Here is a 15,322-nt window from a genome sequence, read left to right on the forward strand (position 1 = left end):
TGCCACCCATCATCTGCAAGTGATGCTGGTAGCTCCTAATGAATAATCAGGAGTTTCACCATGTTCAAAGCCACACCCAATCCGCCGGTCACAGACCCGACATCCCCCTACGAATCGCTCGATTCAAAAAAACTCAACGCCGCCGCCGAACGCGCCCTCGATCACTACCTCAAACCGGCCGCTGAAATTATTGCCACGGCCAACGAACCCGAGCGCATGTTCCTCGCCAACCCGAAGTACAACACCGAATCCTTACTGGCTAACGCCTGCGAATCATTGGGCTCGGCCACAGTTATGCTCAATGATTTTGCTGCGCTGCTGGAGGGGACACACCGCAAAACCCTGCTGGGTATTGCGCAGGTGGTCATGTTGGGGGAGTTGGCGGTGAATCTGGCGTTGGATAAGGTCGAGCCGTCTGAGTAATTAATTTTGTACATCGGCGTGGGGAGCGTGAGCTCCTCGCGCCTTAGCCACCTTTCAAAGCAACTCTGATACAGTCGCCCCCGGTAAATTCGTTGACAGGAAGTCAAACATGGCAAAGCCCGCCGCACGTATCACCGACCCCACCAGTTGTCCCATGCCTGGGCACGGCCCAAAAGCCATCGCCTCTGGTTCTCCCCTGCAAAAAACCTACGGACACAGCTTCAGCATCGTCGATAGCGAAACCGGTCAACCTTTAGCCGGAAGAAGTTTCACTGCCACTATTAACGGTGAAAAGATCATTGGTATCACCGATGGTGCAGGAATAGCGCACGTCAGAACCCCCGTCAAAAATGCCACTATTTCTGTGAGCATTGACTTTACCTCTCCTGCTCGGACGCTTAGCGAACTCACGGATTGATCAAACATGGCTGAACAATTTACTACTGAAGCAAAAGCAACCGAAGTCAAACCCAAAGAACCAGCAGCGCCCACTACCATCACCGTCAACGATAGAGCTGCTACCAGAGAAGCGATCCTCAGACTCGTCCGCAAAAATGGTGAGTTTATAGAACGATCATCTTGGGGAGCGCATAAAGCAAAAGGTGAAATGGTCGATGACTGGGACTACTCGATGATCGCACTTCACCATGCAGGTAGAAGTGTCGGTTGTGGTGCCGGTGCAGGACAGATGCGTGCGATTCAGAGCGAGCACCAGGCCAAGTTCGATGACATCGGTTATCACTACGGCATCGATTGTACGGGTAAAGTATTCGAAGGACGCGACATCCGGTTCAAAGGCTCAAGCGTACATAATTACAACACTGGCGTAATTGGCATCGTTTTGCTAGAAAATTTGACAACCGCCGATGAAGGCGGCGATGTGGTTGCCCTTGCCCGCCAGGCTCTTGAAGCCATCAACGGCAATATGGACCAGAAAATCCCAGCCATACAAATAGACACCCTACTGAACTTAATTCAAGCCCTGACCAGCGTTTTCAGGGTGACGACTTTGGGTGGACATCGAGAATTTCCCATGCAAGCCGGGGAAGGAAAGATTTGTCCCGGCAACATTGGGATGGAGCTGGTGAGAAACCTTCGAATTAAAACCAAACTGTTACCACCACCCTCATCATGAAATCCCTACTTATCATTGTTCCGACCATACTCGTCGCCTTCCTCTACATCGGTTTCTACGAAAGGATGGAAGACGCCTACCCGGAAAAAATATTTTTCATCAAGAAAGCCCCGACATTTCAGATTAAGTTTGAAAATATTTACGCGTACGAATCAGATGACAAAAAATTGAGTGAGCTAAGTGACACGGAGCGACAGTTGGTCATCCAGTACTGCAAATATCGGTTAGGTGTGACTACGACATTGATAAACCAAAACGAGCTTGAGGAATGCAAAAAAAGGTAAGATAACCCATCCTTTGGATGGTAGAAATTTGACAGATCTATTTCATACGCAAAATAAATCCGCCCCTGAGGGACGGATTTATTTACTCGTGCCAAGTCGCTCAATCCCTCCCCTTTCTGCTTTTCTCCGGATTTGATTTTCCACCCAGCTGTTGTCGATTTGGGTGCTGCTTTTTCCTTCCGTTTTCGCTGGAGGATATCCGGCAGATCAATAGTGCATATAACATACACTTGATATTTCAATTTTTTCCAAGGGCGGCAAATTTACTGCGGCAAGGGCTTTGCGCTCACCTATACTAAAAAGATTAAATAGTGCTAATGAGCACGCTTAATAAAATATTGAAATTATTGGAATTTAAAAGTGTAGATATCCTTGTGAATTACTGGTATCGCGACGAGGATTTTATATGAACGTCTTGTTAAAAGAACTTCAGACCTATCATCATGAAGTGGCTATGAAAATTTCTCAGATCAAAGAGTTGCTGAGGAAAATGAGGCATGAATCCGAGGGGGCTGATAACTGCAAGCTGTTGTTCACGATGCTGGAAGCCTTGCACGGTGATGCAGAGCGACACCACCATGAAAATGAAGAACTTATTCGGCTGGCCTTGCTAGAGACTGAGGCGCCGATCCACCAACGGGTCAAGGATATCGAGCGAGATCATCAGGCATTTGGGCGCATTGCTGGACAGCTGAAGATGTTGGAGGACACAACTCAGGAAACGAGAGTAATTGCTGACACTATCGATGACTTCATTAAAAAATATTACGATCATATGGACGCTGAGGAAAATATTTTCTTTCCGGCAGCAGATAAGTGGCTGTCAGACGACCAGTGGCAGGAAGTCAAGAATCAATGGCATTAATTGGAAGCCACCGTACACTTTCAAAATTTAGCTACTACTTAGTACTGACGTCACTATGTAATTACGCGGACATCATATATTAACTCACAGGGGTGTCCGTATATTGGCGGCTCCTCGTTGCAAGTCGCTCAATCCCTCCCGTTCTTGTACTCACTCTCTCAACTACCTCCGCTAGACTCGCCCGAGCCCCGCAAGCCCAATCCTGATAAACTCCCCACCTCCCAGCCTTACCCATTCCAGAAACGCCAATGCCCCCAATCACCGCCACACCCGCTCCGCTCTCCCGTCGCTTCTCCGTCGCCCCGATGATGGACTGGACCGACCGCCACTGCCGCTTCTTCCTACGCCTGCTCTCCAAGCACGCCCTCCTCTACACCGAAATGGTCACCACCGGCGCGCTCCTCAACGGCGATCACGAGCGCTTCCTGCGCCACAACGAAGCCGAGCACCCACTCGCCCTGCAACTCGGCGGCAGTGTCCCGTTGGATCTGGCCGCCTGCGCCCGCATGGCCCAGGAGCACGGCTACGACGAGGTAAACCTGAACGTCGGTTGCCCGAGTGATCGGGTGCAGAACAATATGATCGGTGCGTGCCTGATGGGGCATCCACAGTTGGTGGCTGATTGTGTGAAGGCGATGCGTGATGCGGTGTCGATTCCGGTGACGGTGAAGCATCGGATCGGGATCAATGGGCGGGACAGTTACGAGCAGTTGTGTGATTTCGTTGGTACGGTTCGGGATGCCGGGTGCACGAGTTTTACCGTGCATGCGCGGATTGCGATTCTGGAGGGGTTGTCGCCGAAGGAGAACCGCGACATTCCGCCTCTGCGTTATGACGTGGCGGCGCGGTTGAAGGCGGATTTTCCGGAGCTGGAGATTATTCTCAACGGCGGGATCAAGACGCTGGAGGCCTGTCACGAGCATTTGCAGACGTTCGACGGTGTGATGCTGGGCCGTGAGGCGTATCACAATCCTTATGTGATGGCTGAGGTGGATCAGCAGCTGTTCGGCAGCACGGCGCCGGTGATCACTCGCGCCGAGGCGCTGGCGCAGTTGCGGCCTTATATTGCCGAGCATCTGCTGGCGGGCGGGGCGATGCATCACATCACCCGGCATGTACTGGGGCTGGGCACCGGGTTTCCGGGGGCGCGCAAGTTTCGGCAGTTGTTATCGGTGGATATTCACAAGGCTAAAGAGCCTTTGGCGTTGCTGGATCAGGCGGCGGAGTTGCTTGAGGGGCGTTAATGGTCAGTTGCTTTGAACCTGTCCCCCATTTCAGCATCGTATCTACCAACACCACGCCCCGCCTTTCAAACATCCGTTTTCAGGATGTTGCCGCTGGGGCCTTCGATACGTACATGCACCCTTGAGTGGCTGTCAGCGCTCGGGTAATGTCATCAGACCCATAGGACAGAGCACGCCCATGACTTCCAAGCTGGAACAACTCAAACAAATGACCACCGTGGTTGCCGATACCGGCGACTTCGAAGCAATCGCTCGCGTTAAACCCGTGGACGCTACCACCAACCCTTCCCTGCTGCTCAAAGCAGCGGCCATTCCCGGTTATGCCGAGTTGCTGAACGCTTGCGTCAGCGACTGCAAGGGCGATGTTGGCCTGGCCAGTGACCGTTTTGGTGTGGCGGTGGGGCAAGAGATTCTGAAGGTGATTCCTGGCCGTATTTCCACTGAAGTGGATGCGCGCCTGTCGTTCGACACTGACGCCGTATTGAAGCGTGCGCACCGTCTGATCGACCTGTACGAAAAGGCCGGCGTTGGCCGCGACCGTGTGCTGATCAAGATCGCTTCCACCTGGGAAGGTATCCGCGCTGCCGAGACGCTGGAGAAGGAAGGCATTCAGACCAACCTGACCTTGCTGTTCTCTTTCGCTCAGGCGGCGGCATGTGCTGACGCTGGAGTTTTCCTGATTTCGCCGTTCGTGGGCCGTATCTACGACTGGTACAAGAAGGCCACCGGCAACGACTACACCGGCGCGGATGATCCGGGCGTGCAGTCGGTGACGCGCATCTACAACTACTACAAGGCCAATGACTACAAAACCGTAGTGATGGGTGCCAGCTTCCGTAATCTGAATCAGATCGAGCAATTGGCCGGTTGTGATCGGTTGACCATCAGCCCTGATCTGCTGGAGAAACTGGCGGCGGATACCGGCAAGCTGGAGCGTAAATTGGTGCCGGGGCATACGGGTGAAGCGCGTCTGAGCTTGAATGAAGCGCAGTTCCGTTGGTTGTCCAACGAGGATGCGATGGCGACCGAGAAGCTGGCTGAGGGCATTCGTCAGTTCGCCCGGGACCAGGAGAAGCTCGAGGCGTTGTTGCAGGCCAAGCTGTGATTTGAGTTAGCTGGATGCAAAAAGGGCGAACCATGGGTTCGCCCTTTTTTTGCGTTGAATTTGGGTAGTGGGCTTAGCGCTGGAAGATGTGGTGATTGTTAGGGCGCCTTCGCGGGCAAGCCCGCCCCCACAGGGAATTGGTGGGGCCTCGGTTTCAGGGAATCAGTGACGCTCCAGGGCGTTCACCAGGTCATGAAACGCCTCACGATTGGAGTCGTTCAGGCCCATGAGGATTTTGTGCGCTTCGAGGACTTTGATCCGCACGACTTCTTCGGACTGGTCCTGGTCTGGCAGGTCGGTCAGGCATTCAGGGCATGGGATCGGGCGGTCAACGATGTTGAACACTTGCTCGAAGCCCATGGACTGCAGCAGACGGGTGATGTCTTCGTGGGTGGTGACGACGGTCGGCAGCAAGCCGACCTTTTGCCGCGACAGGATCGACAGCTTGGCCAGCAGGCCCAGGGTGGTGCTGTCGATGCTGCGGGTTTCGGTCAGGTCGATCACGATGGCGTTGAAGTTCAACGCCGTGAAGATCCGCTCAATAGTCGCATCCAACGCCGAACACAGGGTCAGGCGAACTTCACCGACGAACTTCAGGACGAAGGTGCCGTCCTGCTCGGCGAACTGGATTCTACCGGTACTCATTAAAGATTCCTGCTCAACACCAACAGGGCGATATCATCCGGCATCTCCCCTAGCGTGGCCAATCCAAAAACCTGGCGCAGACCATCCAGGCTGCCGCCCGCCGCTTTGACCCGTTGAGGCAAAGCAGCTTCTTTATCTTTGAGTGTGGGTTCTGGCAAAAGGTCCAGAATGCCATCAGACATCAGCGTCAAGCTGAATACCGGTGGCAGCTCCAGTACGTGATCTTCGTAGGTGGCTTCATTGAAGAGGCCCACCGGCAGACCACGCCCTTCCAGGTAACGAACACTGTCTGGCGTGTACAACACAGGCAACGGCAGATGACCGCCGATGCTATAGGTCAACAAACCTGTCTCCTCGTCGATGACTCCACCGACCATTGTGACGTGTTTACCCAGCTTACAACTGATCAGGCCCCGGTTGATATGACCAAGGACTTCTGAAGGCTTGAATTCCGGCAATGTGCCGTTGCGTTTGGATTCGAACAGCAAGCGCGTGGTCATGAACTTCAGCAGCACGGTGACGAAGGCTGAAGAGGCGCCATGACCGGAAACGTCCGCCAGGTAGAACGCTACCCGACGCTCGTCGACCCGAAAGTAGTCGACGAAATCGCCCGACAGGTACAGCGACGGGATGATCTGGTGCGCAAACTGGAACTCGTCGATGCTCCAGGGGCTGACCGGCAGCATGTTCATCTGCACCTGGCGACCGGCGTTCTGGTCTTCCTGGAGCAGGTTCAGGCTGGCTTCGAGCTCGCGGTTGGCCTTTTCCAGCTTCTCGCGGTAGCGCTGGTTTTCCAGCAGCAGACGCGCACGATCCAGGGCACGGCGCACGGAATGCTCGAGCACGGCAAGATCTTCGAGAGGCTTGATCAGGTAGTCCGCCGCGCCCAGGCGCAGGGCCTCGACGGCGTCGTTCATCACGCCGGCGCCCGAAACCACGATCACCGGGGTTTGCGGCGACAGCTCGGTGACCTGGCGAATGAGTTCGAGTCCGCCCATCTGCGGCATGCGCAGATCGCAGATGACCAAGTCGGGCTTGTCTTGCTCGAATACCTGAAGACCCTGCTGGCCGTTGCTGGCCTGCAGGACACTGAAACCACTGTCTTCCAAGTAGGCCGCGAGGCTCGCGCGCACTACTTCGTCATCATCGATTATCAGCAGCGTGGCACTGGTTTTTGGCATGTGGGCAAACGGCGCCAGAATTAGGTTGGCGTAGCAGGCTGGGCATTTGGCCCTGCACACACTACTGGATTCGCTTTCTAGCCTCTCTGCTGCACCGTTTTCGAGCGTTTGCCCTACTCACTGTTCCACCAGAGGTGCCCTTCTAAGGCGCAGACGGTACTCCCATCCGCGAGGCGTTTCAAGCTCACGCCGATGGTCGCTTGACGTCTTTACTTGTCAAATCACCGAGAGTTATAAGAACAGGCAAAACCGTAACCCAAAGGAAGGATCGAGCCCATGAGCCAAACCGATCGGGACTACAGCGAAAAGCGCGATTTCATCCGCATGCGGGTCGATGCCGATGTGTCGCTGATTCATGAAGGCGACGAGGTGCAAGCTGTCTGCATCGACCTTTCCAGCAGCGGCATGCAGCTGGAGGCGCCCCGCTCGTTCAGCGTCGGTGACCGGCTCAGCGTGCGGATCGATTCCGATCACGCGGCGCTCAAAGGCCTTGAGGCCGACACCGAGGTGGTGTGGGTGAAAGCACAGGACGGTGGCAGCCAGAAACTCGGGCTTACAATCCTGAAGATGAAATAGCTCCGAATTAACCCGCAAGCCAAACGAAAGAAGGCGGCCAAATGGCCGCCTTCTTCGGTTTACCGGTCGAGATTAAAAATCGTCTTCGACCTTACCGTCCTTGACTTTGAATTCGCGGTTTTGCAGGTATGCATTGCGAATAAAGGTGTATTTGTCGCCAGTGACCAGTTTCTCGGCCGACAACAGGCTGGCGCGAGTGTCGACGATGTTCAGGCCGTAAATCGAGTTACGTACCGGTATATCGTTGATGTAAGGGTACGGACCGGTATAGCCATCGACATACTTGGAAGGCGTATCACGCAAGGTGCTTGGACCCAGCAGCGGCAGCATCACGTAAGGGCCGCTGCCCACGCCCCAATAACCCAGGGTCTGGCCGAAGTCTTCGTCGTTGCGATGCAAACCCATTTGGGTGCCCACGTCGAAGAAGCCCAGCAGGCCGAAGGTGGTGTTGAAGATCAAACGCGCGGTGTCGACGCCAGCCGCGGCGGGCTTGGCCTGCAACACGTCGTTGGCGAGGTTGGTCACGTCGCCCACGTTGCGGAACATGTTGTGGATGCCGTCTTCCAGGAACTGCGGTGTGACGAACTGGTAGCCCTGAGCCAACGGCTTCAGTGCGTAGGTGTCGACAAAGTCGTTGAATTTGTAGATCGGGCGGTTGATGCTTTCCCAAGGGTCTTCTTCCGTGGCAGCCTGAACCGCAAACGGAACCAGCAACACACTGGCACACATACAAAGCTGAGCGAGTCGATTGCTCCAGCGCATAAAGAAACTCCTTGGGATTGTACTGACGCGGGCGCTTGGCCCTGTCGTAAAGGCCGCTAGTATATGACGGAAAACCCGGTTTAGGCAGCATCGTGCACGATGGTCTGCGAACGACGTCCCCTGACGAGGATCGATTCACATCAGTGTCACTCAATTGTCACCGCCCATGAATAGCCTTGTCGCTATTTCAGGGACGTTTCCATGCCGCATGCCGAAGTCTTGCCCCTCTCTGCGCCCAGTCTGACTGCCGTGCTGTTCGGCCTCAGTGGCTGCCTGGTGGATTTCGGCGCCCGCGCGCGCCAGCACGACGCGGTTGCTGCCGAGCACGCCGAAGCCACCCCCGGTGCCCTGGAAAGCCTGTCCAGCTTGCAACGCCAACAGATTCCCTGTGCCTGGCTCGATGAACTGCCCCCCGCGCTCAGCCATTCTCTGGCCACGGCACTGCCGGCCTGGATCAAACCTTCGCAACATCCAGCAACAATCAATCCATGGCCGGCCCCTAACGCCTGCTGGCACGCCCTGATGGCGTTGAATGTCGAGCGCCTGGACGGTTGCGTGCTGGTCAGCGGCGAACCGCGATTGCTGCAATCGGGCCTGAACGCCGGGCTGTGGACCATCGGCCTGGCGTCGTGCGGCTCGCTATGCGGGCTCGCGCCGAACGAATGGCAAGCCTTGAGCCAGAAGGAACGGGAACACTTGCGCGGCAAGGCGACGATGCAGTTGTTCGGTCTGGGCGTGCATTCGGTGATCGATCATCTGGGCGAGCTCGATACCTGCCTGGCCGATATCAGCCTGCGCCGGCTCAAAGGCGAAAAGCCCTGACTGAGATCATGCAGGTTGCGCGCGAGTGGATTAATCTAAAGGTCAGCCATAGACCTTTGGCGTGCTGCTGCGGTCTATGCCAGTGCCTATCGATAAAAGGAAGAACGCCATGCCTGCCCGCGAACTGCAAGAACAGCTCAACACACTGCGCGAGCAACTGGAACAGAATCCACCGCTGACCGAAGCCGAGCGCGCTGACCTGCACGCGCTGATGCAACAGATCGAACTGGAGCTTGAACTGGAAACCAAAACCAAGGACTCCAGCCTGTCTGACGGCGTGAATCTGGCCGTCGAACGTTTCGAAGTCGAACATCCCGCCCTTGCCGGCACCTTGCGTAACATCATGCAAGCCTTGGTCAGCATGGGGATCTGAACCCGCCAGATGCAAAAAAGCCCCGCTATCGATAGCGGGGCTTTTTCATATCCGGGATTTGCAAATGCAATCCCCTGTGGGAGCGGGCTTGCTCGCGAAGGCGGTCTAGCAGACACGTTGAAGTTGAATGTGCCGACGTCTTCGCGAGCAAGCCCGCCCCCCCGCACCAGATCTTTATTGACGGACCAGGCGATGGTTCGGCAGCTGCACCTCTTCGGTGCTGCGATACGGGTTGATGTCCAACCCGCCGCGACGCACATACCGCGCGTACACCGTCAATTTCTCCGGTTTCAGCAACCGCTGCAGATCGAGGAATATCCGCTCCACACACTGCTCATGGAAGTCCGAGTGCTGACGGAAACTCACGATGTATTCCAGCAAACTGGCGTGATCCAGCGCCGCGCCACGATACTCCACCACCACGCTACCCCAATCCGGCTGACTGGTGACCGGGCAGTTGGATTTGAGCAAATGGCTGTGCACGCACTCATCAACAATGCGCGACTCATCGCACCGCAACAGTTCCGGGCGTGGATGCTCGTAGTTGCTGACGCTGATATCCAGCTCATCAATGCACACACCCGGCAACGCCACGACACCTTCTGCCTCGACATCCTTCAGGCTGCGAACGCGCACGCCCACCGGCTTGCCGGCGGCGGCCGAGAGGTCTTTTACCAGCGTTGTTTCAAGGCTCGCGGTGTCGGCAAATGCTGTTTGGTTCAGCGAGTTGAGGTACAGCTTGAACGACTTCGATTCGATGATGTTCGGCGAATCCGCCGGAATGCTGAACTCGCCAATCGCCACCACGGGCTTGCCCGACGGCAACAGCCACGACAGCTCGAAGCAGTTCCAGAAATCCACGCCCTTATACGGCAGGGTTTCAGCTGTCAGGCCCAGCTCCGCCCATTTCGCGGTGCGCGGGATCGGAAACAGCAAGGACGGCGTGTAAGTGGCGATGTATTCACTGGATTTGCCCAGCGGCGAATGTTCGGCTGCGGGATGCATGGCGGAAACCTGACTGAAGAATCAGCGGATTCTACCAGCCTTTGCTCCCGCCTTTGAGTGCTTACTGACTGACTGTCAGTTTGCCGACCATACCGGCCTGATAGTGGCCGGGGATATTACAGGCAAATTCCAGATTGGTGCCCTGGGTGAAGGCCCAGGTCAGCTCGGCGGTCTTGCCCGGTTTCACCAGCACACTGTTCGGGTCATCGTGCTTCATCCCATGACCTTCAGCGGAATGGTCCATGCCAGCCATTGAGCCGTGGTCCATTGCCTTCATGCCTGTAGGCATCAGCATCCCGCTTTGCTGCATCTGGAGCATTTCCTGCTGATGCCCGGCGTGCATCGCCGCGTCGCCAAGGTTGAATTCATGCAACAACTGGCCTTTATTCACCAGTACGAAACGCACGGTTTCACCGGCCTTGATCTCGATCGTCTTGGGGTTGAACGACATATCGCCCATTACGATTTCAATGCTGCGGGTAGCCTGGGCGGCCGAAGCCGGTTTACCGAAGTCGTAGGACTGCGCCGGCGAGGCCTCCAGCCCTAAACTCAGAGTCAGCAAGCAAACGGCCAATACCAGGCGCTTTCGCAAAAACATAGTCGCACTCCAACAAGATGAGGTTCAGCTTGTGGGAAACTCTAACCCGGCGGCTCTGCCAGATTCCTGACAGCCGGATTACAACTTTGTCAGGTTGGCCTGCATCCTCGTCGCCCACGGTATAACGCACCTGTTCCAACTACCCGAGTCGCCCATGAAACTGCTGATCGTCGAAGACCAACCGAAAACCGGCCAATACCTGCGCCAGGGCCTGACCGAGGCCGGCTTCAATACCGAACTGGTGGCAGATGGCACCACCGGCCAGCAGCTGGCCTTGAGTGGCGATTACGCCTTGTTGATTCTCGATGTGATGCTGCCCGGACGCGATGGCTGGCAGATTCTGCAAGCAGTGCGCGGTGCAGGCCTGGACACCCCGGTATTGTTTCTTACAGCGCGAGACGCCGTGGAGGACAGAGTCCACGGCCTGGAACTGGGCGCCGACGACTACCTGGTCAAACCGTTCGCCTTCTCCGAACTGCTGGCCCGGGTTCGCAGCCTGTTGCGTCGCGGCAGCGCCACGCCTCAGGAAACCAGCCTGCAACTGGCCGACTTGCGCCTGGACCTGATCCGTCGCCGGGTCGAACGCAAGGGTCAGCGCATCGACCTGACCGCCAAGGAATTCGCCCTGCTGGAAATGCTCCTGCGACGACAGGGCGAAGTTCTGCCCAAGTCACTGATCGCGTCTCAGGTGTGGGACATGAACTTCGACAGCGACACTAACGTCATCGAAGTAGCCATTCGCCGTTTGCGCCTGAAGATCGACGACGATTTCCCGAACAAGTTGATCCACACCGTGCGCGGCATGGGTTACGTCCTTGAAGAGCGCCCCGCCTGATGCGCCGGCTTTCATTGAGCAACCGCCTGGCGCTGCTGTTTGCCGCCTGCACTGCGGTAGTGTCGTTGTTCGCCGGGGTGTTGTTCAGCCGCGCCAGCGAGGCGCACTTTGTCGAGTTGGACCAGCAGTTGCTGGATGACAAACTGATTGGTTTACGCCGGGCGCTGGATGACATTCAGGCCGGCGACGCCGAGGCCAGGCTGGCCGATGAATTAAGCCGACAGGCCGATCTTTCGCTGCGCATCATTAGCAGTGACGGCCAACGCATGTACGACAGCTCGCCCAGCGTGCCCAAAGATTTACCGCGCAAGCGTGGCCTGTCGACAGTGAGCGACGACGGCACCGACTACCGGGTCCTGAATGCGCCGCTGTTTCTCGACAAACCCGACTCACCGCAACTGACTTTGCTGCTGGACATCACCCATCACCAACACTTTCTGCAACGCATGCAACACCTGATCTGGCTGACCGTCAGCCTCTCGGCCCTGGCCACCGCCCTGCTCGGCGCCTGGGCGGCGCGCAGTGGTTTACGCCCGCTGCGGCGCATGAGTGCGGTCGCCAGCGGCGTTTCGGCGCAATCGCTCAACGCTCGCCTGCCAGAAGCCGACATGCCGCCGGAACTCGCGGAAATGGCCCACAGCTTCAACGCCATGCTCGGACGCCTGGACGATTCTTTTCAGCGCCTATCGGCCTTCTCTGCCGACATCGCCCATGAACTGCGCACACCGCTGTCGAACCTGCTGACCCACACCCAGGTCACCCTCACCCGCCCTCGTCCGCTTGAGGATTACCGCGAAGCGCTGCACAGCAACCTCGAAGAACTGCAATGGATGGCGCAACTGGTCAACGACATGCTGTACCTGGCCAAGGCTGACCACGGCTTGCTGATGCCCAAGCGTGAACCGCTGGACCTGGCGGAAGAAGCGGATGCGCTGCTGGAGTTTTTTGCGCCGCTGGCCGAGGACGCCCGGGTGAAGTTGAGTCGCGATGGCCACGCACGTATGCAGGGCGATCGCAGCATGTTGCGCCGGGCACTGTCCAATTTGCTGGACAATGCATTACGGTTTACCCCGGCCGGTGGTGAGGTGCGGGTAAAGATTGTCGAGCAACCGACAGGCTTGAGCCTGACCGTTGAAAACAGTGGGGACGGGATTTCCGAAGATTTGCTGCCGCGTCTGTTTGACCGTTTCTATCGGGCCGACCCTGCGCGCCGCGAGGGCAGCAGTGAGCATGCGGGATTGGGATTGGCGATCACCCAGTCGATCATCCGCGCCCATGGCGGGCAGATTCATTGCGAATCGGCTCTGGGATGGACGCGGTTTGTGATTGAGTTGCCGAAGGGGGATTGAGGCTAGCAGGGCCGGCCTCTTCGCGAGCAAGCCCGCTCCCACATTTGATCGAGTTGTGCCGCAAACCTGTGGCCGACTCAGATCCAATGTGGGAGCGGGCTTGCTCGCGAAAGCGATCTACCGGACTACGAATACCGCAATGCGGTAGCCGGCTCGACTTTCGCCGCCCGCCACGCCGGATACACCGTCGCCAGAAAGCTCATGATGAAACCGGCGGAACAGATCAACAGCACATCCGCGCCCTGCAATTCCGACGGCAAGTTGCTGACGAAGTACACATCGGAACTGAAGATGTGCTGCCCGCTGACCCGCTCCATCCAGCCCACCAGCTCACTGACGTTCAACGCGGCGATTACGCCGAGCACACCACCGATCAAGGTGCCGACAATCCCGATCACCGTACCCTGCACCATGAAGATCGCCATGATCTGCCGCGGTGTGGCGCCAATGGTGCGCAGGATCGCGATGTCCGCGCCCTTGTCGTTCACCACCATGATCAGGGTGGCGATGATGTTGAACGCCGCCACCGCGACGATCATCAGCAACAGCAGGCCGATCATGGTTTTTTCCATTTTCATCGCGCTGAACAGACTGCCCTGGGTGTGGGTCCAGTCGTCAGCCTTGTAAGCGGCGCCCAGGCCGGTCGCGATGTCGCTGGACACTTGCGGCGCGGCGTACAGATCCTTCACCGCCAGGCGCACGCTCTGCACCTGATTCGGTTGCCAGTGCTGCATTTGCGCGGCATCGGCCATGTGGATCAGCGCCATCGAACCGTCCAGTTCGGCACCGACCTTGAACACGCCCACCACGTTCAGCCGCTGCATGCGCGGGGTGATGCCGCCCGGTGCGCTGCTGACTTCCGGCACGATCAGGGTGATCTTGTCGCCGACGTTCAAGCGAAAGCGCCGCGCGGTGATCTCGCCGACCACCACGCCGAACTCGCCCGGTTTCAAGGCGTCCAGACGCCCCTGAACAATGTGCTTGGCAACGATCGAGACCTTGCTTTCCAGCGCCGGATCGACCCCGCTGATCTGGATCGGCTGCATCGCGCCCTTGTAGGACAGCATGCCTTCCATCTCGGTGAACGGCACGGCGGCGGTGACTTCAGGATTCTTCATCGCCGCGGCGGCCACCGGCTGCCAATCGTCGATAGGGTTCACGCCGACGATGGTCGCGTGGGGCACCATGCCGAGGATGCGCGAGCTCATTTCGCGCTGGAAGCCGTTCATCACCGACAACACCACGATCATCGCCAGCACGCCCAGGGCGAGGCCGATCATCGAGGTCATCGAGATGAAGGAAACAAAGCGATTGCGGCGCTTGGCGCGGGTATAGCGCGTGCCGATAAAGATCGATAACGGTCTGAACATTCGCTGGGGCACCGTATAAAAATAAAAGACCCGACACACTGTTCAGTACGCCGGGTTTCAGCCAATCAGATGGGGGTCAGGCAACCTTCCTGCAAATGCAGGACGCGATCCATCTGGCGAGCCAGGTTCATGTCGTGGGTCACCACCAGGAACGCCGTGCGCATCGAGGTGCTGAGTTCCAGCATCAAATCCTGAATGCCCTGGGCGGTGTGGGAGTCGAGGTTGCCGGTCGGCTCGTCGAGCATCACCAGGCCCGGCTTGTTCACCAGGGCGCGGGCAATGGCCACACGCTGGCGTTCGCCACCGGACAACTCCGCCGGTTTGTGCTCCAGGCGATGGCCCAGCCCTACCCGCTCCAGCAACGCCGTCGCACGCTGACGCGCTTCCGGGATCGCGGTTTTGCCGATCAGCAGCGGCATGCAGACGTTTTCCAGCGCGGTGAACTCAGGCAACAAGTGGTGGAACTGGTAAACGAAACCCAGCGACCGGTTGCGCAACAGGCCACGGGCCTTTTCGTTCAGTGCCGAGAGTTCTTCACCCGCCAGCCAGACGCTGCCCTTGGTCGGCGTATCGAGGCCGCCCAACAGGTTGAGCAAGGTACTTTTGCCCGAACCCGACGTACCGACGATCGCCACGCGCTCACCCGGATGCAGCTCCAGTTGCAGACCGGCCAGAACCTCTACCGACTCCGGGCCTTCCACGTAGGATTTGCCCAGGTTGCGGCAGCTCAAGATTGCTTTATCACTCATG

18 protein-coding genes are annotated in these 15,322 nt (G+C 57.4%); 11 read left to right on the forward strand and 7 right to left on the reverse strand.

Annotated features, from left to right (window positions below; all coding sequences use genetic code 11):
* Positions 1 to 60: 60 nt before the first annotated feature.
* From PSH64_RS19435 to tal, 6 genes are all read left to right on the forward strand, one after another.
* Positions 61 to 423 (forward strand): DUF6124 family protein, encoded by a 363-nt coding sequence (locus PSH64_RS19435; protein ID WP_305478266.1) that lies wholly within the window; start codon positions 61 to 63, stop codon positions 421 to 423.
* 109 nt (positions 424 to 532) lie between these two features.
* Entirely contained in the window at positions 533 to 841 is a 309-nt protein-coding gene (locus PSH64_RS19440) for a hypothetical protein (RefSeq protein WP_305478268.1), read from the forward strand.
* 6 nt (positions 842 to 847) lie between these two features.
* On the forward strand, positions 848 to 1,558 hold the full coding sequence (locus PSH64_RS19445; RefSeq protein WP_105346727.1) for a peptidoglycan recognition family protein: 711 nt from the start codon (positions 848 to 850) through the stop codon (positions 1,556 to 1,558).
* Positions 1,559 to 2,248: 690 nt separating this feature from the next.
* Entirely contained in the window at positions 2,249 to 2,707 is a 459-nt protein-coding gene (locus PSH64_RS19450) for a hemerythrin domain-containing protein (protein ID WP_305478269.1), read from the forward strand.
* A gap of 248 nt (positions 2,708 to 2,955) precedes the next feature.
* Positions 2,956 to 3,951: a tRNA dihydrouridine(20/20a) synthase DusA gene (gene dusA / locus PSH64_RS19455; RefSeq protein ID WP_305478271.1), complete on the forward strand. Its 996-nt coding sequence runs from the start codon at positions 2,956 to 2,958 to the stop codon at positions 3,949 to 3,951.
* A 178-nt stretch (positions 3,952 to 4,129) separates the two neighbouring features.
* On the forward strand, positions 4,130 to 5,056 hold the full coding sequence (gene tal / locus PSH64_RS19460) for a transaldolase (protein ID WP_258613553.1): 927 nt from the start codon (positions 4,130 to 4,132) through the stop codon (positions 5,054 to 5,056).
* Between the two features lie 162 nt (positions 5,057 to 5,218).
* Here the strand turns inward: tal and rssC are convergent, their stop codons facing one another.
* Both rssC and rssB read right to left on the reverse strand, forming a co-directional pair.
* Positions 5,219 to 5,701: an anti-sigma factor antagonist RssC gene (rssC, locus tag PSH64_RS19465; RefSeq protein WP_007935262.1), complete on the reverse strand. Its 483-nt coding sequence runs from the start codon at positions 5,699 to 5,701 to the stop codon at positions 5,219 to 5,221.
* Complete coding sequence (gene rssB, locus PSH64_RS19470) at positions 5,701 to 6,882, reverse strand: two-component system response regulator RssB (RefSeq protein WP_038979995.1); 1,182 nt, start codon at positions 6,880 to 6,882, stop codon at positions 5,701 to 5,703. The genes rssC and rssB overlap by 1 nt, the downstream gene beginning before the upstream one ends.
* Positions 6,883 to 7,158: 276 nt before the next feature.
* Between rssB and PSH64_RS19475 the strand changes: the two genes are divergently transcribed.
* Complete coding sequence (locus PSH64_RS19475; protein WP_105346739.1) at positions 7,159 to 7,458, forward strand: PilZ domain-containing protein; 300 nt, start codon at positions 7,159 to 7,161, stop codon at positions 7,456 to 7,458.
* Between the two features lie 72 nt (positions 7,459 to 7,530).
* On the opposite strand, the gene PSH64_RS19480 is transcribed toward PSH64_RS19475, so the two are convergent.
* Positions 7,531 to 8,220, reverse strand: a complete 690-nt coding sequence (locus tag PSH64_RS19480) for a VacJ family lipoprotein (RefSeq protein ID WP_105346742.1) — start codon at positions 8,218 to 8,220, stop codon at positions 7,531 to 7,533.
* Between the two features lie 201 nt (positions 8,221 to 8,421).
* Here PSH64_RS19480 and PSH64_RS19485 point away from each other — a divergent pair, with 201 nt between their 5' ends.
* A complete protein-coding gene (locus PSH64_RS19485; RefSeq protein WP_305478276.1) occupies positions 8,422 to 9,042 on the forward strand; it encodes an HAD family phosphatase in 621 nt (206 codons plus the stop codon).
* 109 nt (positions 9,043 to 9,151) lie between these two features.
* Positions 9,152 to 9,415 carry a DUF4404 family protein gene (locus PSH64_RS19490; RefSeq protein ID WP_305478278.1) on the forward strand — a complete coding sequence of 88 codons (264 nt, stop codon included), beginning with the start codon at positions 9,152 to 9,154 and terminating at the stop codon, positions 9,413 to 9,415.
* Between the two features lie 174 nt (positions 9,416 to 9,589).
* Here PSH64_RS19490 and queF read toward each other — a convergent pair whose 3' ends face one another.
* Both queF and PSH64_RS19500 read right to left on the reverse strand, forming a co-directional pair.
* A complete protein-coding gene (gene queF / locus PSH64_RS19495) occupies positions 9,590 to 10,420 on the reverse strand; it encodes an NADPH-dependent 7-cyano-7-deazaguanine reductase QueF (RefSeq protein WP_305478280.1) in 831 nt (276 codons plus the stop codon).
* A 61-nt stretch (positions 10,421 to 10,481) separates the two neighbouring features.
* The gene (locus PSH64_RS19500) at positions 10,482 to 11,018 is read right to left on the reverse strand and encodes a plastocyanin/azurin family copper-binding protein (protein WP_105346752.1); all 537 of its coding nucleotides are present in this window, start codon (positions 11,016 to 11,018) and stop codon (positions 10,482 to 10,484) included.
* Positions 11,019 to 11,172: 154 nt separating this feature from the next.
* Between PSH64_RS19500 and PSH64_RS19505 the strand changes: the two genes are divergently transcribed.
* Both PSH64_RS19505 and PSH64_RS19510 read left to right on the forward strand, forming a co-directional pair.
* Positions 11,173 to 11,853 carry a heavy metal response regulator transcription factor gene (locus PSH64_RS19505; RefSeq protein WP_105346754.1) on the forward strand — a complete coding sequence of 227 codons (681 nt, stop codon included), beginning with the start codon at positions 11,173 to 11,175 and terminating at the stop codon, positions 11,851 to 11,853.
* Positions 11,853 to 13,202, forward strand: coding sequence for a heavy metal sensor histidine kinase (locus tag PSH64_RS19510; protein WP_105346756.1), 1,350 nt, complete (start codon positions 11,853 to 11,855; stop codon positions 13,200 to 13,202). The genes PSH64_RS19505 and PSH64_RS19510 overlap by 1 nt, the downstream gene beginning before the upstream one ends.
* Before the next feature lie 125 nt (positions 13,203 to 13,327).
* On the opposite strand, the gene PSH64_RS19515 is transcribed toward PSH64_RS19510, so the two are convergent.
* Positions 13,328 to 14,572 (reverse strand): lipoprotein-releasing ABC transporter permease subunit, encoded by a 1,245-nt coding sequence (locus PSH64_RS19515; protein ID WP_105346758.1) that lies wholly within the window; start codon positions 14,570 to 14,572, stop codon positions 13,328 to 13,330.
* Between the two features lie 65 nt (positions 14,573 to 14,637).
* The gene (gene lolD, locus PSH64_RS19520; RefSeq protein WP_018928149.1) at positions 14,638 to 15,321 is read right to left on the reverse strand and encodes a lipoprotein-releasing ABC transporter ATP-binding protein LolD; all 684 of its coding nucleotides are present in this window, start codon (positions 15,319 to 15,321) and stop codon (positions 14,638 to 14,640) included.
* Position 15,322 lies beyond the last annotated feature (1 nt).

This window comes from Pseudomonas sp. FP1742 (assembly GCF_030687145.1).
GTDB classification, from domain to species: Bacteria; Pseudomonadota; Gammaproteobacteria; order Pseudomonadales; family Pseudomonadaceae; genus Aquipseudomonas; species Aquipseudomonas frederiksbergensis_D.